At 59.4% G+C, this 23084-nt stretch carries 17 protein-coding genes and 1 pseudogene; 9 read left to right on the top strand and 9 right to left on the bottom strand.

The window, feature by feature from the left end:
• Positions 1-27 precede the first annotated feature (27 nt).
• From BLW36_RS05740 to BLW36_RS05750, 3 genes and pseudogenes are all read left to right on the top strand, one after another.
• Positions 28-1188, top strand: coding sequence for an acyl-CoA dehydrogenase family protein (locus BLW36_RS05740; protein WP_091386025.1), 1161 nt, complete (start codon positions 28-30; stop codon positions 1186-1188).
• A gap of 27 nt (positions 1189-1215) precedes the next feature.
• Positions 1216-2133: pseudogene (gene mmsB, locus BLW36_RS05745) on the top strand (3-hydroxyisobutyrate dehydrogenase); the annotation flags it as partial.
• 441 nt (positions 2134-2574) lie between these two features.
• The gene (locus BLW36_RS05750; protein WP_091386027.1) at positions 2575-3102 is read left to right on the top strand and encodes an NlpC/P60 family protein; all 528 of its coding nucleotides are present in this window, start codon (positions 2575-2577) and stop codon (positions 3100-3102) included.
• Between the two features lie 88 nt (positions 3103-3190).
• Here BLW36_RS05750 and BLW36_RS05755 read toward each other — a convergent pair whose 3' ends face one another.
• The 3 genes from BLW36_RS05755 to BLW36_RS05765 are packed head-to-tail and all read right to left on the bottom strand — an operon-like array spanning position 3191 to position 6899.
• On the bottom strand, positions 3191-5404 hold the full coding sequence (locus BLW36_RS05755; protein ID WP_091386029.1) for a xanthine dehydrogenase family protein molybdopterin-binding subunit: 2214 nt from the start codon (positions 5402-5404) through the stop codon (positions 3191-3193).
• Positions 5401-6396 carry an FAD binding domain-containing protein gene (locus tag BLW36_RS05760; protein WP_091386031.1) on the bottom strand — a complete coding sequence of 332 codons (996 nt, stop codon included), beginning with the start codon at positions 6394-6396 and terminating at the stop codon, positions 5401-5403. Before BLW36_RS05760 ends, BLW36_RS05755 begins: the two co-directional genes overlap by 4 nt.
• Positions 6393-6899 (bottom strand): (2Fe-2S)-binding protein, encoded by a 507-nt coding sequence (locus tag BLW36_RS05765; protein WP_091386034.1) that lies wholly within the window; start codon positions 6897-6899, stop codon positions 6393-6395. The genes BLW36_RS05760 and BLW36_RS05765 overlap by 4 nt, the downstream gene beginning before the upstream one ends.
• A 192-nt stretch (positions 6900-7091) precedes the next feature.
• On the opposite strand from BLW36_RS05765, the gene BLW36_RS05770 reads away from it, so the two are divergent.
• Together BLW36_RS05770 and rrtA are read left to right on the top strand one after the other, a co-directional pair.
• Positions 7092-7583, top strand: a complete 492-nt coding sequence (locus BLW36_RS05770; protein WP_091386986.1) for a tRNA-uridine aminocarboxypropyltransferase — start codon at positions 7092-7094, stop codon at positions 7581-7583.
• A gap of 4 nt (positions 7584-7587) precedes the next feature.
• Positions 7588-8232 (top strand): rhombosortase, encoded by a 645-nt coding sequence (gene rrtA / locus BLW36_RS05775; protein ID WP_170833131.1) that lies wholly within the window; start codon positions 7588-7590, stop codon positions 8230-8232.
• Between the two features lie 94 nt (positions 8233-8326).
• Here rrtA and BLW36_RS05780 read toward each other — a convergent pair whose 3' ends face one another.
• Positions 8327-9793, bottom strand: coding sequence for a phage tail sheath family protein (locus BLW36_RS05780; RefSeq protein WP_091386038.1), 1467 nt, complete (start codon positions 9791-9793; stop codon positions 8327-8329).
• Positions 9794-10468: 675 nt separating this feature from the next.
• Between BLW36_RS05780 and BLW36_RS05785 the strand changes: the two genes are divergently transcribed.
• Both BLW36_RS05785 and BLW36_RS05790 read left to right on the top strand, forming a co-directional pair.
• Positions 10469-11329 carry a hypothetical protein gene (locus BLW36_RS05785; protein ID WP_091386039.1) on the top strand — a complete coding sequence of 287 codons (861 nt, stop codon included), beginning with the start codon at positions 10469-10471 and terminating at the stop codon, positions 11327-11329.
• Positions 11330-11338: 9 nt separating this feature from the next.
• Positions 11339-12505: a DUF4785 domain-containing protein gene (locus tag BLW36_RS05790; protein ID WP_091386041.1), complete on the top strand. Its 1167-nt coding sequence runs from the start codon at positions 11339-11341 to the stop codon at positions 12503-12505.
• 58 nt (positions 12506-12563) lie between these two features.
• Here the strand turns inward: BLW36_RS05790 and BLW36_RS05795 are convergent, their stop codons facing one another.
• A complete protein-coding gene (locus tag BLW36_RS05795) occupies positions 12564-13772 on the bottom strand; it encodes a cation:proton antiporter (protein ID WP_091386043.1) in 1209 nt (402 codons plus the stop codon).
• 340 nt (positions 13773-14112) lie between these two features.
• Here BLW36_RS05795 and BLW36_RS05800 point away from each other — a divergent pair, with 340 nt between their 5' ends.
• Complete coding sequence (locus BLW36_RS05800) at positions 14113-16524, top strand: sialidase family protein (RefSeq protein WP_091386045.1); 2412 nt, start codon at positions 14113-14115, stop codon at positions 16522-16524.
• A 70-nt stretch (positions 16525-16594) separates the two neighbouring features.
• Here the strand turns inward: BLW36_RS05800 and BLW36_RS05805 are convergent, their stop codons facing one another.
• Positions 16595-17263: a DNA-3-methyladenine glycosylase I gene (locus BLW36_RS05805; RefSeq protein WP_091386047.1), complete on the bottom strand. Its 669-nt coding sequence runs from the start codon at positions 17261-17263 to the stop codon at positions 16595-16597.
• A gap of 36 nt (positions 17264-17299) precedes the next feature.
• Complete coding sequence (locus BLW36_RS05810) at positions 17300-18187, bottom strand: dienelactone hydrolase family protein (RefSeq protein ID WP_091386049.1); 888 nt, start codon at positions 18185-18187, stop codon at positions 17300-17302.
• A gap of 257 nt (positions 18188-18444) precedes the next feature.
• On the opposite strand from BLW36_RS05810, the gene BLW36_RS05815 reads away from it, so the two are divergent.
• Entirely contained in the window at positions 18445-19902 is a 1458-nt protein-coding gene (locus BLW36_RS05815; protein WP_091386050.1) for an amidohydrolase, read from the top strand.
• A gap of 176 nt (positions 19903-20078) precedes the next feature.
• Here the strand turns inward: BLW36_RS05815 and BLW36_RS05820 are convergent, their stop codons facing one another.
• Together BLW36_RS05820 and tmpT are read right to left on the bottom strand one after the other, a co-directional pair.
• Entirely contained in the window at positions 20079-22256 is a 2178-nt protein-coding gene (locus BLW36_RS05820; RefSeq protein WP_091386052.1) for a prolyl oligopeptidase family serine peptidase, read from the bottom strand.
• A gap of 160 nt (positions 22257-22416) precedes the next feature.
• Positions 22417-23055 carry a thiopurine S-methyltransferase gene (gene tmpT, locus BLW36_RS05825; protein WP_091386054.1) on the bottom strand — a complete coding sequence of 213 codons (639 nt, stop codon included), beginning with the start codon at positions 23053-23055 and terminating at the stop codon, positions 22417-22419.
• Positions 23056-23084: the final 29 nt, after the last annotated feature.

Raw genomic sequence — 23084 nt, forward strand, 5'->3', positions numbered from 1 at the left:
CGCCGTTTCTTTTTTTCGGATCTATCGATGAATTTCAATCTCGACGAAGAGCAGCGCAGCTACCAGCAGGCCGCGCGGGATTTTGCCCGCGGCGAACTCGCGCCCAAGGCGGCCGAGTGGGATGCGCAATGCCATTTTCCCGTGGATGTTTTGCGCAGTGCCGGGGAAATGGGCTTTATGGGGATCTACACTCCCGAGGCGGCCGGCGGCATGGGCCTGTCGCGGGTGGACGCCGCCATTATTCTGGAGGAGCTGGCCGCGGGCTGCACCTCAACCGCCGCCTATATCAGCATTCACAATATGTGCTGCTGGATGCTGGCCACTTTCGGCGGCGACACCGTTAAAAACGCGTTCAGCAAAAAGCTGAGCAGTGGCGAGTTCCTGGCCTCTTACTGCCTCACCGAACCCGGTGCCGGCTCCGATGCCGGCAACCTGCGCACCAGTGCCAGGTGCGACGGCGATGAATATATTCTCAACGGCAGCAAGATGTTTATCTCCGGCGCCGGCTCCACGGATCTGCTGATCGTGATGGCGCGCACCGGCGGTGAAGGCCCACAAGGTATTTCCGCCTTCGCGGTACCGGCAAATGCCGCCGGGATCGGGTATGGCAAGAAAGAGGAAAAGCTGGGCTGGAACAGCCAGCCCACCCGCGCCATCAGTTTCGACAATGTGCGGGTATCCGCACAGTTTATGCTGGGCGCCGAGGGCGAGGGATTCAAGATCGCCATGATGGGCCTCGACGGCGGCCGCATCAATATCGCCACCTGCTCCATCGGCGCCGCCCAGGCGGCACTGGATGCCGCGCAGCAATATATGCACCAGCGCCAGCAGTTCGGCAAGAAACTGGCCGATTTCCAGGCGCTGCAATTCAAGCTCGCGGACATGGCCACACGCCTGGTGGCAGCGCGGCAGATGGTGCGCCTGGCAGCCAGCAAACTGGACGAAAACGCCGCGGACAAGACCACCTACTGCGCCATGGCCAAGCGCTTCGCCACCGACGAAGCCTTCACCATCTGCAACGATGCGCTGCAACTGCACGGCGGCTACGGCTATATCCGCGAGTACCCGGTGGAGCGCTATCTGCGCGATGCGCGGGTACATCAAATCCTGGAAGGCACCAACGAAATTATGCGGCTGATTATCGCGCGCCGCATTTTGCAGGAAGGCGCGACGGAGGCCATACGATGAGCGAACTGCTGAAACTGGAAAACCGCGGACTATTTGAGGGTACTGGTGATGAGTAAGACGGTAGCATTTATCGGCCTCGGCAACATGGGTGGCCCAATGGCAGCCAACCTGGTCGAGGCCGGATTCCGGGTGCAGGGTTACGACCTGTCAGAAGATTTGTTGAATGCCGCCGCGGAACGCGGCGTGGAGAAAGCGAGCTCCGCCACCAACGCCGTCGCCGGTGCCCGGTACGTAATCACCATGCTGCCCAGCGACGCCGCCGTGGAATCCGTTTATATCGACGGCACCCGGTTACTCGCCCATATTCCCGAGGATGCGCTGATCATCGACTGCTCCACCGTCTCCAGCGCCACGTCAAAACGGCTGGCAACCCAAGCGAAGCAGCGCGGCCTGCGCGCGATAGATGCCCCGGTATCCGGCGGCGTGGCCGGCGCGGCAGCGGGCACCCTGAGTTTTATGTGCGGTGGCGATGCCGAGGATGTGGACAGCGCCCGCGAACTGCTCTCCGCCATGGGCGCCAATATCTTCCACGCCGGCGCCGCCGGCGCCGGCCAGACCGCGAAGATCTGCAACAATATGCTGCTCGCCATTCACATGGCCGGCACCGCAGAGGCACTGCAACTGGGCGTGGACAACGGCCTGGACCCCAAAGTGCTGTCGGAAATCATGCTGAAAAGTTCCGGTGCCAACTGGTCACTGGAAAAATACAACCCGATGCCCGGCGTGATGGAAAACGTCCCCGCCAGCAGGGACTATTCCGGCGGCTTCCAGGTCCAATTGATGAGCAAGGATCTGCGCCTTGCCCAGGACACGGCCAATGCCAGTAACTCCCATACGCCCCTGGGCTCACTGGTGCACAACCTGTTCGGGCTGCACGGAAAAATGGGCAATGCAGGTTTGGATTTTTCCAGTATCCAGCAGCTGTTTTCCAGGAAAATAGGTTGAGCAGCTAGCTGATGGGCACCTCCGCCATCGCGGTGGAGGTGCTTCATTCCCTCTAAGTAAATACTGCCTGTCAGTGCGCGAGACAACTGTTCAAAAATTGAACAATACCCCAATCTATTGCGGTGAAATGGCCACTGAACGGCAGCAGCCACAACACGGCATCACCGGTCAGAGCAGATTTCTTTTGCCGGCCAAATCAATGCACCGGCACTGACGCAACATATCTGGCGCCAGCCTGTCCAATATCAAGCCAGCTGTTCAGTTTATGTTCAGCCTCATCTTGTACTCTGGTACCATTTACCGCTTCCCGTACTCGCAGGAACTGAGCCGCGCTTGTAGGTAGTCCGCCCGCAAACGCGATTTACCTGCCCGCCGCAGGCATCGAGCTGTTGCCATGCTGCGATGGGACCGATGAGTCTGCTTTGCTAACAATAAGATCCGATGAATAAAAAACTACTGGTCCCGATCCTTTTCCTGATAGCCACTACCACGGGTTGTAGCCTGGCCCCGTACCAGCAGCCCCCCGCAGAACCCGCTACGGAGCCCAAGACACAAACTCCGCCAACGCCGCTACGGGAAACCCCCAAGGTCGTAAAGAACGACAGGAGCGTAAAAGAAAAGCTCTATTCACAGCACCGGGAGTGGAAAGGTACCCGCTATGTCCTCGGCGGCATGAGCAAGCGGGGAATCGATTGCTCCGGGCTGGTGGTTAACATTTACCGCGATCACCTCGGGGTGAAACTCCCCCGCACCACCAAGTACCAGTCCCTGGTCGGCAAGGCAGTCAAGCGCAGCCAGCTGCGCGCCGGCGACCTGGTGTTTTTCAAGACCGGCGCAAACACCAGGCATGTCGGCATTTACATCGAAGACAACAAATTCCTGCACGCTTCGACAAAGCACGGCGTGAAAATTTCGCGACTGACCGATTACTACTGGCGGGACAGATACTGGCAGGCGCGCAGAGTGTAGCTTGCCAGTCAGCGAGCCAGTGCCATTCGTACCCTTATTTTCTTCCCGTCGCTGCTTCTGCGAAACATTGTCCGTGTCCGCGCCAGCTTCAGGGCAAATGCTCCAGTAACTTGTCCAGCGTGATCGGGAAGTTTCGCACCCGCACGCCGGTGGCGTGATAGACGGCGTTGGCCACCGCGGCGCCGGCGCCACTGATGCTCAGTTCGCCGATACCCTTGGAGCCCAGCGGATTCGAGTGGCTGTCCGGCTGTTCGCGGAAATGGATCTCCACCTCGGGGATATCGCGGTTGACCGCCAGGTGATACTCGGCAAAGTCGCGATTCACGAAGGCGCCGTAGCGCTCGTCCAGCATCAGCTCTTCCAGCAGCGCATAGGAGATACCCCACACCATGCCGCCCAGCAGTTGGGAGCGTGCGGTCTTGTGATTGAGGATGCGCCCGGCGGAGAACACCCCCAGCATCCGCTGCACCCGCACCTCACCGGTATCCCGATCCACGGTCACCTCGGCGAACTGGGCGCCGTAGGAGTGCTGGGAATATTTTTCGTGCTCCTCGCCCGGCTCCACCTTGCCCTCGACTTCCAGGTAATCGTGGCCGGACTGACGCACCAGCTCGGTGAGCGGTACCTCCTTGTCGCCCAGCACCAGCTTGCCCCGCTCGAAGCGCGCGCCATCAAAGTCTGCACTCTTTAATGATTCCTGCTTGCGTGCGATATCCACCAGCTTCTCCCGCAATTTCATGCAGGCGTCGCGCAGCGCGGAGCCGGAGCTGCCGGCGCCGAAGGAGCCGCCGGAGCCACAACTGGCCGGATAGGCGGAGTCCCCCAGTTCGATCTGCACCTGCCCGGCCGGCAGGCCCAGAATATCGGCGGCGATCTGGGTGAGGATGGTGTAGGTACCCGTGCCGATGTCGGTCATGTTGGCCCACGCGATCAGGCTGCCGTCATCGGACAGGCGTATCCGGGTGGTGGATTTCACCAGAATGTTGATGCGGATGGTGCTGGCGACACCATAGCCTACCAACTGGCGCCCGCGCTCGTGGCTGCGCGGGGCGGACTCGCGCTGGTCCCAACCGAACTTTGCCGCGCCCTCGCGCAGGCACTCGGCCAGGTCGTGGCTGGAGAAGGGCTTGCCGCTGCTGGGATCCTTGTCCGGCATATTGGCCAGGCGAAACGCCACTGGATCCTGGCCGCAGCGGTAGGCCATCTCGTCGATGGCGGACTCGAAGGCCAGCGAGCCGATGGAGTGCCCCGGCGCGCGGCAGGAGTCGATCAATGATATGTCGACCGTCTTCACCCGGTGCCGGCTCAGCAGCGCGTCGGTGCGGTAGGTAGTGCGCGCCGACGCGCCGGTGGGTTCGGCGAAGGCGTAATCCCTGGCCCGCGGCATGAAGCTATCGTGGCCAATGGCCTGCAGTTTGCCGTCGCGGCTGGCGCCGAGGCGGATGCGCTGCACCGAATTGCCGCGATGCGGCGCGTTGTGGAAGACGTGGCGCCGGTGCTGCACGACCTTGACCGGCCGCTCCAGGTGCATCGCGCCCAGGCAGGCCAGGACGGCCTCGTTGTGCAGGCCCAGCTTGGAACCGAAGCCGCCGCCGATGTAGGGGCTCAGCACGCGGATCTTGTCCGGATCGAGGTTCAGCGTATTGGCCAGCACCTGCACGGCGGGGCCGATCAGCTGCACCGACGTGTAGACCCAGAGTTCCTCACCATCGTATTCGGCGATGGTGGCGTGGGGCTCCATGGCGGCGGCCGCCTGGTTCGGCGTGCTGTAGGTGACATCGAGGGTCACGTCGGCATCGCCGTAGGCCCGCTCGAAATCCCCCCGGCTGACATCCGCATCCAGGCCGCCGTCGAGCTCGTCGGGTTTCTCGTCCGCGTCTTCCCCGGCCACGGTCACCGCCGGCTCGGACTCGTAGCTGACCTCGACCAGCCCCGCCGCGTGGCGGGCATTCGCCAGCGTATCGGCGATCACCAGCGCGACCGGAAAGCCGTGATAGCGAATGCGATCGTCGCGCAGCATAGCGCGGGACTGGGTGAAACGCCCCTCGTCGTCCGGCTCGCCGAATGGCGTCTGCGCCGGGCTGTCCCTGTGGGTAAGCACCGCCACCACGCCGGCGCTGTTCTCCGCCGCGCTGGTATCCAGCGCCTTGATGCGCCCGGTGGGAATAGTGGCCTCGACGATCCAACCGACCAGCGGCGCATGATCCAACTGGTGCTCGGCCGCATAGGTGGCCGCGCCGCTGACCTTCAGCGGTCCGTCGACCCGATCCAGTGGCTGGCCGATGGATGCGGAATTCGTCATGGCGTGCTCTCCTCTGTCGCGCGAGCCGCATCCCTGAGGACGGCCACCAGCGTGCGCCGGGCCAGCGGAATCTTGAAATCGTTGCCACCGTAGCCTCGCGCGTCGGCCAGCTCGACGTCGGCTGCCTTCAGGAAATTCTCCTCGGTGGCCGCCTGGCCCTGCAGTGCCTGCTCGGCCTTGCGCGCGCGCCAGGGTTTGTGGGCCACACCGCCGAAGGCGATGCGCACGCTGCCCACCTTGCCGTCCGCCACGTGCAGGATCGCGCCAACCGACACCAGCGCGAACGCATAGGAGCTGCGGTCCCGCACCTTGCGGTAGATGTGCCGGCCCGGCGGTGGCGCCGGCAGGTCGACTCCGAGGATCAGCTCGCCGGGCTGCAGTACCGTGTCGCGCTCAGGGTGATCGCCGGGCAGCCGGTGCAATTCCTCCACCGGCAGCTCCCGCTGGCTGCCATCGGCCGCGCGCAGCCTGACCCTGGCATCCAGCGCGACCATGGCCACGGCCATATCGGATGGATGGGTGGCGATGCACTGCTCACTGGCGCCGAGGATGGCGTGAATGCGGTTGTGCCCCGCGAGCGCACCGCAACCCTCGCCCGGCTCGCGCTTGTTGCAGGGGCGGGCAGTGTCGTAGAAGTAATAGCAGCGGGTGCGCTGCAGCAGGTTGCCGCCGGTGGTGGCGCGGTTGCGCAGCTGCGCCGTGGCGCCGGCCAGCAACGCCGAAGACAGCAGCGGCCAGCGCTCCCGCACACGGGCATCGCTGGCCAGCCCCGTATTGGTCACCAGGGTACCCACCCGCAGGCCGCCCTGATCGCCGTCCTCGATCTGCGCCAGCTCGAGCCGGGAAATATCCAGCAACCGCTCCGGTGTCTCTATCTCGTGCTTCATCAGGTCGACCAGGTTGGTGCCGCCGGCGAGAAAGCTGCTCCGCTCGCCGGCGTCCGCGTCGATCTCTTCCACGGCGCCGATGCGCTGATAATCAAAAGGTTTCATGATGGCGATTCCTCCCGCTGGCCCGCCTCGAGAATCGCGTCGACGATGTTGGCGTAGGCGCCGCAGCGGCAGAGGTTGCCGCTCATGCGCTCGCGGATTTCATCCCGACTGAGACGCACCCCGTCCTCGTCGGTGACGTCGCTGGGTTCGCCGTTGGCGATTTCCTCGAGCATGGCGTAGGCCGAACAGATCTGGCCCGGTGTGCAGTAACCGCACTGGAAGCCGTCGTGGCGGACAAAGGCCTGCTGCAGCGGATGCAACTGGTCCCCCTCCCCCAGCCCCTCGATGGTGGTCACTTCGCAGCCCTCGCACTGCACTGCCAGAATCAGGCACGCATTCACCCGCCGGCCGTCCAGCAGCACGGTGCAGGCGCCGCACTGGCCGTGATCGCAACCCTTCTTGGTACCGGTGAAGCCCGGGAGCTCCCTAAGCGTATCGAGCAATGTGGTACGGGGATCATCGCTGAGTGTTACCTGCTGTCCGTTAACCGACAGTTCCGCCATAGCGGGCCCTCCCTGGCCAGTGCGTTTCAGGTTATGTTAGTGCAACCACGGGCGAACCTGCCTCTCGCCGCCTGCACAAACAGGCATGGGGTTCGACGGTAAAGAACGACATCCCGGGTGCTGGAGATAACGGCAGCCGGACTGGACTGGACGCACAAGAATCGACGCAGACCCTGGTCTGCTCGGCAAGGTATGAAGATCACACTGCTGACCCATGAGCGCGAGCTCGACCGCAAGACCAACACCGGCGCGCTCGCCCTTGCGCATTGCGGGGAAATCGTAGAGCGCGTGGCCTGGGCGCGCCGCGAACCGGATACAACATTGGTGGACAGCGTTGAGCGCGGGGAAGCGGCACTGGTTTACCCCGCCGCGGATTCAACACCGGCACGGCTGGAAGATTTCGCCCATGTGATACTGATCGACGCCACCTGGCAGGAAGCCCGTAAAATCTATAACCGCAGCCCCTACTTGCAGACGGCACCCCGGGTGGCCATCGCAGCGGACAGCACATCCAGCTACCGCCTGCGGCGCAACCAGCCGGAGGGCGGCCTCTGCACCGCCGAGTGCGTGATCGAGATACTGCGCAGAAACGGCGAGGATGCGGCAGCCGACCGACTGGAGGCGGCGTTTATGCAGTTCAACCAGGCCCCAGATACACAATCAAGTAGAAAAAATGAGGGATGACGGCATGCTACGCACACTCCTGGAAAGGGTCATCGAGTGGCTCGCCCCCGCTGCAATAATCACTGTCGCGTGTCTTATCTATTTCGCCCCACCCGAGGTGGACAGCCTGCTGCGCTACGAGCGCAGCCTGATTCTATCCGGTGACTACTGGCGCATTGTCACCGGCCACTTTACCCACACCAATCTCAATCACCTGTTGATGAACTGCGCCGCGGTTGTCCTGACCTGGATGCTGCTGCCGATCCGCCCCCGCCTCGACCTGGCGCTGCTCGGCATCGCCATCCTCGCCGCCCTCTGTGGCATCGCGCTGCTGGTGTTCGAGCCGCAGATCGGCTGGTACAAAGGCCTGTCGGGCCTGCTCCACGCCCTGCTGGCCCTGGGCGCCGTGCTGAATATGAGGGAGCGCGGCTCGCGCTGGTGGGGCATTGTCTTACTGGCGATACTGTCGCTGAAGGTGTATTCGGAGTGGTTTGGCACCCAGGGCTCGCTGCTGGCGCAGTGGATCGGCGCACCGATGGTGACGGAGGCACACTTCTGGGGGCTGGTTATCGGGGGGACAGTCGCAACGCTGGTACTGTTCGGCATGGGCCTGGGAGAACTGATCGCCCGCGGCATTGCCGCTATGCGCGGAAGCCGGTCTCCCGGCTAGCACGCCGCAAGCTGCCGGGACCGCCGTTCGCCGGCCAGTTGGCGCCTATCGAACATCCGCGCTCTGCACCGACGTACAGCGTCTCAGTAGCCCATTACAGATGGATCTTCATCGTAATAAATTCCGCCGGCCGTACAGCGGCAACGCCGATGTAGAGTTCGACCCGCGGTGCCAGCGGATCACTGCGCTCCCCGTCCGGGTTAACTGCACAATTGACGAAGAAAGCCTGTTCCGGGGTGGCGCCCGCCAACGCACCGGCCCGCCATTGCTCCATCAGAAATTCTTTCACGCTGGCCTTGATCATTTCCTCCACCAGCTTACCGTCCACGTCTATCACCAACTCCTGCAGCGCGTTCGCAACCGACCGCCTGACCATGCTGCAGTAGCGCCTGACCGATACGTAACGCCATTCGTTATTGTGGCCGGCCAGCGTACGCGCCCCCCAGACGAGAACCCCCTTGCCAGTAAAATGGCGCAACGCGTTGATGGACTTGCCGCTCGCATCGATATTCATCTGCTCGTTCAGTTGATCATCAATCGCGGTAGGCAGCGCCCGCACGGCCGAAACCGCGATATTTGCCGGGGGCTTCCACACCCCGCGCTCGCGATCCACCTTACAGTAGATACCGGCGATAGCCGCGGAGGGCGGCAGCGTGACGGAATACTGATCCAGCGCCACGCGCACATTTCTGTATACCCCCAGAAACGCTTGACGATCTCCCCGTTCGCCGCGGACCAGCAGCTCCGCCAGCGCCAGGTTATGACAACGCCCCGGCTGAACCAGGCTGCCGTCCGCAGCTCGGCTTGCCGGTTGCGACAGGTGGATCGTCTCCAAGTCCCAGCGCCACGGCAGGCTGGTTTCAATAAAGGGATGGTACGCGGCGCCGTAGTCGAGATTGTCATAGCCTATCCCTGCACGGAACGCCTCCACCACGCCCTCCTTCGCCGTGTCTCCGCCCCAGACATCGGCGATCAGGAATCGATCGCCCAGTTCGGCGCACTGCGTCAGCGCCATGCGCAATACCTCGTGATATTGCCCCCTGATCCAGTCAATTAATGTTTCATCGTCAGGGTCGATCGGTTTTATCCCGCTGAGATCCGGCATCACGATCAGCGTGGGTCCCTGTTGTTCGGCCAGCGCCGACAGGCCCCTGAGATGTTCCGCGGACATTTCGGACATTACCCCGGGGCTGCTGAAGTCCCCGACAGACATCACGTAACAGTGGCCACCGCCATTCAGGAAATAGTGATTCAGTGCGTAGGCCAGACGAAAACGGGAAATGCCCTTCTGGTTCGGATCGAAGATACCACCGGCGATACCACCATCGGCGTCAATTTCGATAGTAAAGCCCCCGACTGCCGGCGCCTCACCAAATATGGTGGCGAAGTCGCTGAGGGATTCTATTTCAATCGGCCGGTTGAGCAGCGACACCCCCGCGTATTCGACTCTCTCGGTATAACCGATAAATACAGGCACCGCAGTCTCTACCGGGACTACGGGCGGAATATCTACAGGAATCTCTTCGATATAAATTCCGGGACCGCTGTAATGTTCATTCACGTCAACCGCCTCCAGAGTGATTATTGTTGTCGGGAAGCTGCATTAAAACTGAGCAGTATCCGGGATGGGGATAAGGCCTCTATCGAAGCCGTTAAAACCGGCTTTTATTTTCACCATGCGTGTGGCGAAAAACCCACAGTGCTGGTCGACAGCCAGGCGCATTTGCGGGATGGGTGACAATCTTATTCTTATGAGCCCGCCGGCAGATATTAGCATCAAGTAATCATCGGATACATCTGCGCGTTGACGCCTCTCTCGATAACAAATTCAACGCCAAACAAAATCCCTTTCCCATATCACCAAAGCCACCCATCGGCATAGGATTTATTGAAGCGGTTCGGACGCACCAGTCAAAACCAGTCGGTCTGTTTTTTCTTTTTATCACCCTGCGGAAAGTGATTTTTTTATTTATTAATTTTTATGCACTGCCGCACAAATTTCGGATCATTCAGGCACCACCGCCGGAATTTCACTGCTGAGCATTTTAAGGCTATATAGAATCAACGGCGAATGCGATGGATACGCAGTCTCACCCGGACAATGGCCAGGCTCTTCTGAAGCCGTACCGAAGTGCCAGTCAGAAACCGGTTAAAAATAAGGACAGACCTATTTACTCATCTCTCCTTATTCCATTTTCCATTCAAAAAATAAAAGTAACAACACGGTGAACAGTCGATGAAAACGAGAGCATTTACATTATTGGTTACGCTGCTATTAAGCGCACCTCTGTCCGCACTGGCCGCTACCGGTGTGGCACTGGTGCACGGCACCGGCCAGCAGTCCGATGCCTATAACGACTACTGGAAATCCGGCATGGTGGAATCCATTCGCCAGGGATTGCCAACCGGCAGCAACCTGCTAGTCGTGAACTGTAATTTTGAGGAGTACATGTGGGACGACGCTGCCGCCGGCTGCCTGGCGACGCAGCTGTACGATTTTGTCACGTCGATGAATATCGACGATCTGGTCGTCGTGACCCACTCCAACGGCGGCAATGTCATGCGCTGGATACTGTCCAACCCGACCTGGGACAGCCGCTACCCCACCATCATCAACAGCACCCGCTGGATAAACGTACTCGCCGCGTCCAGCGCGGGCACACCGCTGGCCGATGCGGTGATGGCCGGCAATGTGTTCGAAGCCTCGGTGGGCTGGCTGCTCGGCTACCAGAATGATGCCGTACGTATGCAGCAGACCAGCTGGATGGCCTACTACAACGATAACTGGTTGCTGGGCACTGCCGGGCGCCCGTCCCTGCCGGTAGGCTTCTGGAACGTCGTCGGTACCGATGTGGAGACCGCTGTGTGGGATGCCGACAGCTACTGCGGCGGTTATACCGAGAACCTTGGCCTGGAGGTCACCCAGGAGTGGCTGGACAGCTGCTCCGACGGTTTCCTGAATTGCTCGTCGCAAAACGCCGCGGGCAGACTATGGTTCTACGACTACAGCAGGACCAAGGGTGGCGAGCCGTTGAGCCACAACCAGAGCCGGCGCAAGTGCTTCAATCTCGACGTGATCCTGCGAAACGATATTTAAGGTGAAACCATGAAATCCATACTCATCACAACAGTGCTGGCGTTCTGCGCGTTCACCTCTGTCGCGTCCGCCCAAGAGATTCTCAACAACAGCCGCGAGCAGATACATTTTTCGCAATATGTCGACCCGGCTGATGAACAGCGGCTGGCCGATACCGGCAGTAATGAAAAGAGCCGCGTATTCTTCCGCAGGGTCAGTGGTGCCGAGCTGAATCGCGGTGTCGAACTGGTAATCGACGCCAAGAAGGCGGTTATCCAGATTTCACCGCTCGATCGCAGCAGCAATGGCAAACGCGTCGTCAATGCCGAGATTCCGCGCGGTATGACGCTGTCCAATGGCACCGAGCGCCGGCGGGTGGACGATGACAGCATCGCGCTGTACCGCAAGTCGCAGGGTCTCAGGGAGAATTTTCCGGACTTTTACGGCCGCGCACATGTGATGCGCGTGCCGGAGGAAATGGGCCGCGGCAAGTTCACATTGCAGGCCAATGGCAACGCAAAGAGCGATGCGGAATATATCGTCTACGTGCTGGACAAGCACAGTGATATCGCGCTGGAAGTACAGACCCCGAGCAAGCGCTTTGCCCGCTCCGGCAAGCTGGTGCTGGATGCCAAACCGAGCGGCAATACCGCCGTGAAACTGGAATCCATCTCCACCACGCTGATCGCGCCCAATGGCGAACGCTATGCAGTAGACGGCAACATGAGCGGCAACAGCTATAACGTGGACTGGCCGATCACGGCGGACGCCCCCTCGGTACCCGGCGAGCTGTGGCGGATTGAAGTGCGCTCCACTCTGCGCAATGCGCGCAACGAACCGATCGAGCGCGTCGCCGTGCTCGCCGCCGATGTCTTCACTAAAACGGCCGGTGTCTCGGCAGTCGACAGCGGTGCGCAGAATCTTCAACTGTCACTCAGCGTACAGCACGCGGGGCGCTATGAAGCGCGGGCACTGGTATTCGGCAGGGACAGCGCCGGTGAATACAAGCCCGTGCTGCTCGCCTACCAGGCACAGTGGCTGGACGCCGGCCAGCGCGAAATGCAGGTGCCGATCGATCAGGTCAAGCTGGCAGCTTCCGGTCTGCACGGCCCCTACCAGGTGCGCAATATCCAGCTCCTCGACCAGGGACGCATGTCGGTACTGGAATATCTGGATGGCAGCTGGGAATTGAAGTAATCCATTAGCTAATGGTGGCAGGGCAAGCAATTAGCGGCGCTATAGGTTTTTAGCAGTGTTAACGCTTCGCCCTGTTGTCATACTTGCGCAGCATGTGAATCAGCCGATTAGCGGTGATACCGTGTGCAATCACACTGAAAAGAATGGTACAGGCGGCGGTGACGATGATGATATCCCCACCGGGGAGATTCTGGTTCAGCACCACGACCGCGAACACGATACTGGCCAGACCGCGCGGGCCAAACCAACCCATAAACAACCTCTCCCTCCAGGTAGCGCTCGTCCCGGTGAGGCACAGTATTACCGGCAATATGCGCACCACAGTCAGGCTCAATACGGCATACAGCACGACTTGCCACGTCACTTCGTGAAACAGCTTGCCGATCACGGCAGCCCCAAATACCACCCATGTCAGTAGCGTGAGTGTATCGCCAGCACCCTCGGCACTGGCAAGAAACTCGTGTTTTTGCTGCCGCGCGATCCAGCCGAATAGCAATCCGCCGGAAAAAGCCGCGATAAAGCCGCTGCCGTCGAGCCACTGGGCTACGCCGAAGCAGCTCAGGGCTATGCCAATGACGGGCAGCTGGCGCCAGGTTTCGGTTATCCAGCCGCGGGCATTCGCGGCACGCATTACCAGCGCCATGACGGTAGTCATTGAAAGCCCGACCGCCAGTCCGGTACCCAGCTCACCCAGGGTCAACTCCAGCGCCAGCACCGGCGTGGTATCCGGTGCCGCCGTTCCGGTAGCCAGTGCCAGAAAAACAAACAGTATCGGCACACACAGACCATCGTTGAGACCGCTTTCCACGTTCAGGGATTCACGGATGTAGGCGGGTACGGCCGGATTGGTGACGACCGCCTTGCCCAGGGCAGCATCTGTCGGCGCCAGTAGAGTGGCGAGTACCGCGATTTCAAAGTGGCTGAGATCGTCAAACAACAGCAAGCCACACAGATATCCGATAAAGATCTTCAGCGGCAATACCAGAAGTAGCAGTCTGCGGGGAATGGCGACCGCCTGCCGCAACACACTGAGATTCGCACCTGCCGCCTCGGTAAATAGCAGCAGCGCCAGGGCCGACTCGGCCAGAATCCTGAGTCCGTCCGAATCTATGGCCAGGTCCAGCAACCCAAGGCCGTAACCGCCCAGCACAAAACCAGCGAAGGTAAATACCAGAGCACCATTAAACGGCGTGCGCGCTACGCGGCGGCTCAAGATGCTGTAGCAAAAAATGAAAAGTGCGACGATGGATAGGTTCGCGTAGCTCATTCTTCAGCGACTGATCAGTGGACAGGGAGTACGTCTGCCGTAACTATAGAAGCTGCGCGAATAAATCAGCCCCTCATTCGATTCGAAGTTATGCCCCTCAACGGCACCGAAGTGACCAACCACGTGTCGCCCTTCGCCAAGGTTAGCTTTCCTACATGAGTTTTTTGAAAAAGAGATATGTGACAACCTTTGTGAGGTCCGTCACAGTTTTCCGACATAAGCGTTTTGCCGACTATTCGAACAGATTTGAGTGCCGTTACTTTTCACTTTCCGATAAGACAGAGCAGCGTCGCATAAAGGTAAATTGTGCACGCTGGCTTTGCGTACACGAGAAACCTATATGAAGGCCTTTCAGCAACTTCCTCTCATTACGATCTTTCTAGCTTTCGCTATGTCGTCTGGATGCGGTGGAGGTTCTTCTGGTGACTCAGCAGATGTCAGTCCGGCACCGGTAGCAGTAGCTCCAGTGACCTATACCGGTGTCATTATCGATAGTCCGATCGATAACATTCATTATCGTGCTTCCTCCGGTCACGAAGGAAACACTGATAACTGTGGTGAGTTCATCTTTGAAGAGGGCGATTCAGTAACTTTCTCGATCGGAGATCTGGTCTTTGATCCAATTCCTGCTCGAGCAGGTCTGACACCACTGGAGCTTTTTGATGCTCACGATATCCATGATCGGCGGGTAGTCAATTTCGCGCGACTGGTACAGACGCTCGATGATGATGGCGATATCTCAGTTTGTATCAATATCACCAAAGAGGGCGTCGAGGCCGTATCCAATGCCGGCTTTACGCCGGAAGATTTCGACATGTCAGAGGAGGATTTTACCAACAGTGTCAAAGTTCAAACCCTGCTGACCGAACTCAACCTCAGTGTTATCGCCGGACCGGAAGAGGTAAAAGTTCACTTGGAGCTAAGCATCCGCAAGTCCGACAAGGTCGACCGCGATGATGACGGTACCAGCAATGACGAGGATCACGATGACGATGGCGACGGGATCAACGACGAACACGATCTTTTTCCTGATGATCCGTCCAGCGGTGGCGATTTGGATCAGGACGGCATAGACAGTCTGCACGACAGCGACGACGATGGTGACGGCGTTTCTGATGAAGAGGATCTCTGGCCCTATGACAGCAGTGAGAGTACAGACTTTGATGGCGATGGTATTGGAGACAATGCGGACCCGGACGACGACAATGATACCGTCCCAGACGTAGTCGATGAGTATCCCCACGACGATACTCGAAGCGGCGATTTCGACTCAGACGGCCTGGAAAACCTTGTCGATGATGATGACGACAATGACAATGTAACCGATGACCGGGACGCTTTTCCTTATGATGCATCGGAGCATAGTGACTGGGATTGTGACGGTATCGGCGACACTGTCGACATCGACAACGACAATGACTCCATTCCTGATCATCAGGACCGACTCATTATCGGCTGTGTGGAATCTGCATATCCCCAGGAAGCACCAATCCGGGTTCTCACCAAGGGCTTTGATCCGACATTTGCCAATGCACAGCCGGAAGATGGCTGGCACATTCAATTTTACACCTATAGCGTCGACGATCCGGGTAACTACTTGACCGAATACACCAGTGGCGGCGCCTACAATGCTCAATATGACCCTTGGGATCAAACCTGGATCATCGAATACTGGGCGCCCCGTGTTCCAGGAAAATATAGAACCGAAATCACCCTGTATTGTTCTATGAGCCCGTCGGCCTGTGACACCAACTTCCCCTACGAAGAGTACAAGCAGGAGGTTTCCTTTACTTCGAGCTGTTCGACTGAATCCTGTACTTATGAACTGGACGATGCCCGGGGCAACTACGTCAGTAACTCAAAGTCTTCTTCAGTCAGGCCCGGCTTCGTGCAAAGGTCAAATGGCCAGCTAGTGGCCGTCTACACGGAGTTCCGGGACGGAGGTCTGGCAAGCGCAGTCTCCCATTCTGACGACGGGGGTAAAACCTGGAAAGTACCGACAGATCTGCCGGCCCCTGTGCACGGCGAGCCCAATATGATCGAGACCAGCGGCGGAACCCTGATGTTTCTGGCCATGTGCTCCGGGTTGGATATCTGCCTGTTTGATTCCGGTGACGGAGTCACCTGGGGGCGCAGGAACTTGACTCAAAATACCAGTTTTGCACCCTGTCCCGAGGCCGACTGCTCTCAGCAGGATATTACCAGTGGTTCTTTAACTCAGCTCTCAGATAGCAGCTACGTGATCACTTACTACCTGAGGGTCGGAGATGACATAGATGTCTATGTCACTCGCAGTGCGGATCTGCAAAACTGGAGCACCCCGGCCAAAGTTTCATCCGGCGCAGGATGGGACTTTGACCCGCACCTACTTGAAACTCAGTCTGGAGATTTTTACCTGGTATTTGTTTCTTACACGAAACAGGCTCTCGTAATTGCCAAATCACCTGACCTGGTCAACTGGCAGGAGAGCTACACGGTCAATTGGTCACCACATCTACACATGAAACCGCGATTGCTGGAAATCTCTGGCAAGCCAGCACTGTTCTTCGCAAGTTCTTATGAGTTTTACTACTCATATCTGACCGCCACGGGTGCGTTCAGTGCCCCTCAGATGCTGCTGGAAAATATTCCTTTCGGGCCCGAGGTAAAGAAACTGCAAGATGGGCAATTGGGTATCATGTACGAGATGGATCTAAACAATCAGCGAGATATCTTTTTCGAAGAGCTGCCGGCGCCAGCGGTCGACTTTTAAGGAGCGGTTATCCTGGAAAAAAGGGCTTCGACTGTGAATTATCAAGAAGCCCTTTCCATCCAAGGCATCATTAGCCAACAGAAAATGCCAGTATCTGGCTGATTTCATTCAGGCTGCGCCCGCTCTGTCCCTGCCAGGCCTCGATCGCCTCCTGCAGCGCGGCCCAGTCTTTTTTCGACGACGGCTTTTTCTGCACCACGCCGGCGCGAATCAGTCCCTGCACCATGTCATTGGAGAACACCAGCGTATCTACCCCCATACGGCGCAGGAATACCTGGGCGGTCTTGCCGCCGAGCCGGTCGCCGCCCTTTTGCAGGGATTTCAGGTTGTCGGCGTAATTGGCACTGTTCCATCCGGCAAAATAGTTGCCCAGCCCGCCGTGCACATTGGACAGTTGCCAGAAGAAATCGGCATTGCGCTGGATGGACTTGGTCTTTTTCCAGTGGCTGATCATGCCGTCCTGCTTCAGGATTTCCTCCAGTGCCTCATCCGAAAGATAACGGCAGAAGGAAAGCTCGAAGCCGTGGAAAATTTCCTCGATGCGCGGCCACTTGCTGTCGACCACCTTCCAGTTGAAGCCCGCCTGGAATACCGCCTTCGAGGCCTCGGACAGCCAGCGCTCGTCGGGGATTTTCTTGATCGTGCGCGACGACTTCGGCTTCGTCAGTCGGGCCGCCAGCTCCTGCTCGCCACCGAAACGTTCGATCACCCTTGCTTCTATTTCTGCAAAGTTCTCCATCACTCTTGTCTCTTGATCAGCTTGCACAACCCGGCATCAAGCGAGATTGCGCTCGAATAGTGTCAACGCCTCGCGCCAGGCGCGCTCCGCCTGGGCCTCGTTGTATACCGCAGAATCCGGCGGACACCAGCCGTGCAGCGTGCCCTCGTACACCTCTACGTCGGCCGTAACGCCGGCGCTGTCGAAAGCCTTGCGCAATACGGTTTTGGCTTCAGGATCGCGTTCGTCGTCGTTCTCGGCAATCGCCACCAGGAATCCGGCCTTGATTTTCGGTATCAGCAGGTGGGGACTGTCGGGTTTATCCGTCACCAGGCCACCGCCGTGAAAGGATGCACCGGCACCGATGCGTTCCGGCATATCGGCCGCGAGGCGGAAAGTGTAGGAGCCGGTCATGCAGTAACCCATGGTGCCGACCGGTCGATCGGCTGCCACCGCGGGCTGCTGGTCGAGAAACTTCACGAAGGCGCGGCCGTCTGTCACGCAGGTCTGTGGCGACAGCGTGCGGGCCTGCTCGCGCGCCCTGGGGAAAATCTTTTGCTTCAGCTCGGGGTCGATAACGTCAACATCATTCGGCACCAGCTGCCCCTTCATCGTCCGGTAATAGGGATTGACCACCAGCACGGCATAACCGGACTGGGCGAGCCGCTTGCCCATCTGGCGGAAGGCCGGGCGCATACCGAAGATATCCGGCCACATAATCACCGCCGCGTGCCGGCCTTTGGCCGGGTGCACGAAATAGCAATCGGCCTCGCCGTCCGGCGTCTCGACCATCACATTCGCTTCCACAACGTCCTGCGCCTGTGCCGATACCGGCAGCATCATCGCCAGCGCGGCGCCCAGCCCGACCTTGCCGAAATCGCGGCGACTCATGCCGCGGCTGCGAAAATAGGCTTCCGCGTCCTTGTTGGTCTGGTCGTCACACATGCTCCATGCCTCCTGTAGCCTTGGGCCCTTGGTTCGGTATGTTTTTTTATTGGATTTATTGGCGCCCCGCTGCAGAGTAGCTCCGCGGCGCCTACCGCGCGATACATGCCTGCTGCCGTTTATAACAGGCACGGGGCGCGTCGACCAGAGCGTGTGAACGCGGTGAACCGAGCTGACTATTGGGCACAATGCTCAGTAAACTGGTACGGTTTCAACAATCCGCTCCGACCACAATGATCATAACAACGGGAAACTCCATGATTCGCAGCACTCTGGCAACGCTGGCGCTGGCAAGCGCCATCACCACCGCCCACGCCTACGACGACCAGTCCCTCGCTGGCGATGCCGCCTGGGTCGGCAAGCAATCCGACCGTATCAGCACGCAGGCCGCCGGCCTGGCCGACGACCTGTGGAACTGGGCCGAAATGGGCTACCAGGAGACCCGCAGTAGTGCGGCCCTGCAGGATCACCTGAAAGAGGCCGGTTTCAGTGTCGAGACCGGTATCGCCGACATTCCCACCGCGTTCGTCGCTCGCTATCGCCAGGGACGCGGCGGGCCGGTGATCGGCCTGCTGGCGGAGATGGATGCCCTGCCCGGCGTCGCGCAACAGGCAGTTCCGCGGCAGAGCCCGATCGAAGGCCAGGCCGCGGGTCACGCCTGCGGACACCACCTGTTCGGCGCCGGTTCCACCGCCGCCGCCATCATGCTGAGCCGCTGGCTGAAGGAAACCGGCTCGCCGGGTGAGATTCGCCTGTATGGCACACCGGCAGAGGAAGGCGGTTCCGGCAAGGTGTATATGGTGCGCGCCGGCGCCTTCGACGGCACCGATGTGGTACTGCAGTGGCACCCGGGCGACCAGAACGCCGCCCTGCCCCGCTCCAGCCTCGCCAACAAGTCGGCCAAGTTCCGCTTCAAGGGCATTGCCAGCCACGCCGCCGCAGCGCCGGAGCGTGGCCGCTCAGCACTCGACGGTGTCGAGGCGATGAACTTTATGGTGAACATGATGCGCGAGCATGTGCCGGACAGCACCCGCATCCACTATGTGATTACCGACGGTGGCATGGCCCCGAACGTGGTGCCGGCCAACGCCGAAGTCTTCTACTACGTGCGCGATGAATCCGCGGCGGCGCTGGAACCCATCTGGGAGCGGGTGGAGGAAATTGCCCGGGCCGCAGCCCAGGGCACCGGCACCAGCGTCGAGTGGGAGGTAATCCATGGCAATCACAGCTTGCTGCCGAACCAGACTCTGAACCGCCTGTTGGATGCGAGCATGCGCCAGTTCGGCGGCATCGAATACTCGGCAGAAGAACAGAAGTTCGCGCAGACTTTGACCGGCCTCGCCCACGGAGCCGGCCGTGAACTCGGCGATCAGCGCAAGATCGTCGATTACGATCCGTCCGAGACTGCCTCGCCCGGCTCCACCGACGTCGGCGACGTAAGCTGGAATGTGCCGACCGGTGGCTTCGGTACCGCCACCTGGGTACCCGGCACTTCCGCCCATACCTGGCAGGCGGTAGCCGCCGGCGGAACGAGCATCGGCCACAAGGGCATGCTGCTCGCGGCGGAGACGCTGACGCTGGCCGGTATTCAGTTGCTGCGGGAGCCCCGCCTCGTCGAGCAGGCGACAAATGAATTCCAACGGAAGCGCGGCGATGATTTCGACTATGCGCCGCTGCTGGGCGACCGCCAGCCGCCGCTGGATTACCGCCGGTAACGGACCGGGGGTATATTTCGCTATATATCCGCGCCATTGCGGTGCCCACCCCGATGGCCCGTTGGCTTACGCGCCGCCTTGCTAAATCGTTTACTCCGATCACCGCTTCGGCTAAAACCGTTACCCATAAAAAAGCCCGGCCAAACCGGGCTCTTTTATTTCCGCATCAGACCACATCAAAGCGACAGGCTTTCCACCCCCATGTTGTAGAGCGTAAAGCTGAAGATATCCGCATACTGCTCGATACTCTTGGAAACCGGCGTTCCGGCGCCGTGGCCGGCTTTGGTCTCGATACGGATCAACGTGGGTGCATTGCTCGCCTGCTTGGACTGCAGTTCGGCGGCAAACTTGAAGGAGTGTGCCGGAACCACTCTGTCATCGTGATCGGCGGTGGTCACCAGAGTCGCTGGATAAGCTACGCCCGCTTGCACATTGTGAACCGGGGAATAGCCTTTCAGATATTCGAACATCTCTTTGCTGTCTTCCGCGGTACCGTAGTCATAGGCCCAGCCGGCACCAGCGGTGAAGGTGTGGTAGCGCAGCATATCCATCACGCCGACGGCGGGCAGCGCGACCTTGAACAGATCCGGTCGCTGGGTCATTACGGCGCCCACCAGCAGGCCGCCGTTGGATCCGCCGCGTACCGCAAGGTAGTCACTGGAGGTGTACTTGTTCTCGATCAGGTACTCGGCTGCGGCAATAAAGTCATCAAAGACATTCTGTTTCTGCAACTTGGTGCCGGCATCGTGCCAACGCTTGCCGTACTCGCCGCCGCCGCGCAGGTTCGGCACCGCGTAGATGCCACCGAGCTCCAGCCACACCGCATTGGGGATGCTGAAGGACGGCGTCAGGCTGATATTGAAGCCGCCGTAGCCGTAGAGAATAGTCGGGTTCTTGCCATTGAGCTCGGTACCCTTCTTGTAGGTGACCATCATCGGCACGCGGGTGCCGTCCTTGGACTTATAGAAGACCTGCTTCGACTCGTAGCGGTCACTATCAAAGTCGGCACCAGACTCGTTATAGACCGCCGATTCGCCGCTCTCCACATCGAAAGAGAAAATGGTGGCGGGCGTCTTATAGTTGGTAAAAGAGTAATAGAGTAACGCCTCTTCCCGCTTGCCACCGATGGAGCTGGCGCTGCCCGGACCCGGCAGTTCGATCTCCCGCACGCGCTTGCCGGTGTAATCGTACTGATAGATCTTGGACAGGGCGTCCACCATGTACTCGGCGAAGAGATAGCCACCGCCGGTGGAGGCGGTCAGGACATTTTCTGTTTCCGGGATCAGATCAACCCAGTTTTCCACTGCCGGTGCCGCCGCATCCACGGTGACCACTTTTTTGTTCGGCGCATCGCGGTTGGTAACCAGGTACAGTTTGCTGCCTTGGTTGTCGATGACATCGGTATCCGAGTCGAAGTCAGTAACAACCGGCACCAGCGGCGCATTCTCCTTGGAGAGGTCACGGATAAAGAGGTCATTGCCGGAAGTGGAGACGGCCCCCGCGACAACCAGGAAGCGATCGTCCTCGGTCACGTAACCCTGCACATAGCGGCGTTTTTCTTCCGGCGTGCCGCCGAATACCAGCTGATCCTCGGACTGGGGCTGGCCCAGTTTGTGGTAATAGAGTTTATGCTGATCGGTCTTGGCCGATAGCTCGCTGCCCTCGGGCTTGTCATAGCTCGAGTAGTAGAAACCCTCGTTGCCTTTCCAGGAAATGCCGGAGAACTTCACATCCACCAGCGGCTCTTCCAGTACTTCCTTGGTTTTCGCGTCGATTACCAGGATCTTGCGCCAGTCACTGCCACCCTCGGAGATGGCGTAGGCCGCAATGGCACCATTTTTAGAGAAGGCCAGCGAGGCCAGCGAGGTAGTACCGTCCTCACTGAATTGATTGGGATCCAGGAAGACTTCCGGCTCGCCGTCGCCCTTCTTGCGCCAGACCACATATTGATCCTGCAGTCCGTCATTGCGGTAGTAGTAAGTGTACTGCCCCTCGGTAAACGGCTTGCCGACCTTCTCGTAATTCCAGCGTGCCTCCAGGCGCTCCTTCAGCTGGTCGCGGTACGGAATTGAATTGAGGTAGTCGAAGGTCACCTTGTTCTGCGCCTTGACCCACGCGGCAGTCTCGTCGCTGCGGTCGTCCTCTAGCCAGCGATAGGGGTCAGCAATCTGGGTACCGAAATAGCTGTCGACCATATTTCCCTCCCGGGTCTCCGGATAAACCGTGCGCAGAGTCCGCTCGGCGGCTAGAGACTGGGTGCTGGTGGCGGTAGCCGCCGTATCTTCACGGCCCGGGTCATCACCGGAACAGGCCGCAAGAATGCCGGCCACGGCTAGGGGGATAATCTTTTTCATGGATATATCTCTAAATTTCTTTTTCTTGGCGACCCGAACAGAGTGTTCTCTCGACCAGCTCGATCGCCTTGGTATGGCAGTAGCAAAGCGTGTATTGGCGTAAATATCAAGCCCTGCGGTGCCAGTTCTAGCGCTATACGACCAAACGCGCAAAATGGTTTCAGGAGCGACGCAGCAGCCAGGCATTTTCCATAGCCGCACATTTGCCCTTCAGGCCGCCGGGCACATCCTGGCTTTCGGCGAGCGTTAATTGGTAATGGTCGCCGTAGTGCCGCTCGACCTCCGCGTTGCTGATCGAGAAAGGCGGGCCCGGCTGCAGACTCTGGTCGTATTCGAACGTAATCAGCAGTTGCGGCGCGCCGTGGGTGATCTCGAGCAAATGTTCGCTATAGCGCTTGCGCATCTCCTCCGGCAGCGCCACCAGCGCAGCCCGGTCATAGATTGCGTCGACCTTGCCCAGTGTGTCGGCGGACAAGTCAAAGATATCACCGACGAAGATATCAATAGCCTCGGCGCTGAAATGTAACGTATTGCCAATCTGCGCGATCGCCGGCTCCACGCCCAGCTCCTCAAAAAGTTGTTCGATCGCCAGCCGGCTCAACTCGGCGCCGACAGCCCGGTAACCATTGGCCAGCAGCCAGCCGATATCCAGCGTCTTGCCACACAGCGGCACGAACACACGGCTATTCTCCGCCAGAGACAACTCGCTGAAATATTTGACCAGCAGCGGGTTGGCTTCACTGGCGTGAAAGCCGATCTCATTATCGGCCCACTTCCGGTGCCAGAAATTTGCTTCCATAGTAGCTACTCCAGATCTCAATTTTTTCG

The organism is Microbulbifer marinus (assembly GCF_900107725.1).
GTDB classification, from domain to species: domain Bacteria; phylum Pseudomonadota; class Gammaproteobacteria; order Pseudomonadales; family Cellvibrionaceae; genus Microbulbifer; species Microbulbifer marinus.

What these genes read in the sequence shown, in the direction of transcription:
- BLW36_RS05785 (WP_091386039.1), top strand. Translation starts at nt 10,469, where the DNA reads ATGAAAACGAGAGCATTTACATTATTGGTTACGCTGCTATTAAGCGCA.
- tmpT (WP_091386054.1), bottom strand. Translation starts at nt 23,055, where the DNA reads ATGGAAGCAAATTTCTGGCACCGGAAGTGGGCCGATAATGAGATCGGC.
- BLW36_RS05765 (WP_091386034.1), bottom strand. Translation starts at nt 6,899, where the DNA reads ATGGCGGAACTGTCGGTTAACGGACAGCAGGTAACACTCAGCGATGAT.
- BLW36_RS05815 (WP_091386050.1), top strand. Translation starts at nt 18,445, where the DNA reads ATGATTCGCAGCACTCTGGCAACGCTGGCGCTGGCAAGCGCCATCACC.
- rrtA (WP_170833131.1), top strand. Translation starts at nt 7,588, where the DNA reads ATGCTACGCACACTCCTGGAAAGGGTCATCGAGTGGCTCGCCCCCGCT.
- BLW36_RS05770 (WP_091386986.1), top strand. Translation starts at nt 7,092, where the DNA reads ATGAAGATCACACTGCTGACCCATGAGCGCGAGCTCGACCGCAAGACC.
- BLW36_RS05810 (WP_091386049.1), bottom strand. Translation starts at nt 18,187, where the DNA reads ATGTGTGACGACCAGACCAACAAGGACGCGGAAGCCTATTTTCGCAGC.
- BLW36_RS05800 (WP_091386045.1), top strand. Translation starts at nt 14,113, where the DNA reads ATGAAGGCCTTTCAGCAACTTCCTCTCATTACGATCTTTCTAGCTTTC.
- BLW36_RS05795 (WP_091386043.1), bottom strand. Translation starts at nt 13,772, where the DNA reads ATGAGCTACGCGAACCTATCCATCGTCGCACTTTTCATTTTTTGCTAC.
- BLW36_RS05820 (WP_091386052.1), bottom strand. Translation starts at nt 22,256, where the DNA reads ATGAAAAAGATTATCCCCCTAGCCGTGGCCGGCATTCTTGCGGCCTGT.
- BLW36_RS05760 (WP_091386031.1), bottom strand. Translation starts at nt 6,396, where the DNA reads ATGAAACCTTTTGATTATCAGCGCATCGGCGCCGTGGAAGAGATCGAC.
- BLW36_RS05750 (WP_091386027.1), top strand. Translation starts at nt 2,575, where the DNA reads ATGAATAAAAAACTACTGGTCCCGATCCTTTTCCTGATAGCCACTACC.
- BLW36_RS05755 (WP_091386029.1), bottom strand. Translation starts at nt 5,404, where the DNA reads ATGACGAATTCCGCATCCATCGGCCAGCCACTGGATCGGGTCGACGGA.
- BLW36_RS05790 (WP_091386041.1), top strand. Translation starts at nt 11,339, where the DNA reads ATGAAATCCATACTCATCACAACAGTGCTGGCGTTCTGCGCGTTCACC.
- BLW36_RS05805 (WP_091386047.1), bottom strand. Translation starts at nt 17,263, where the DNA reads ATGGAGAACTTTGCAGAAATAGAAGCAAGGGTGATCGAACGTTTCGGT.
- BLW36_RS05740 (WP_091386025.1), top strand. Translation starts at nt 28, where the DNA reads ATGAATTTCAATCTCGACGAAGAGCAGCGCAGCTACCAGCAGGCCGCG.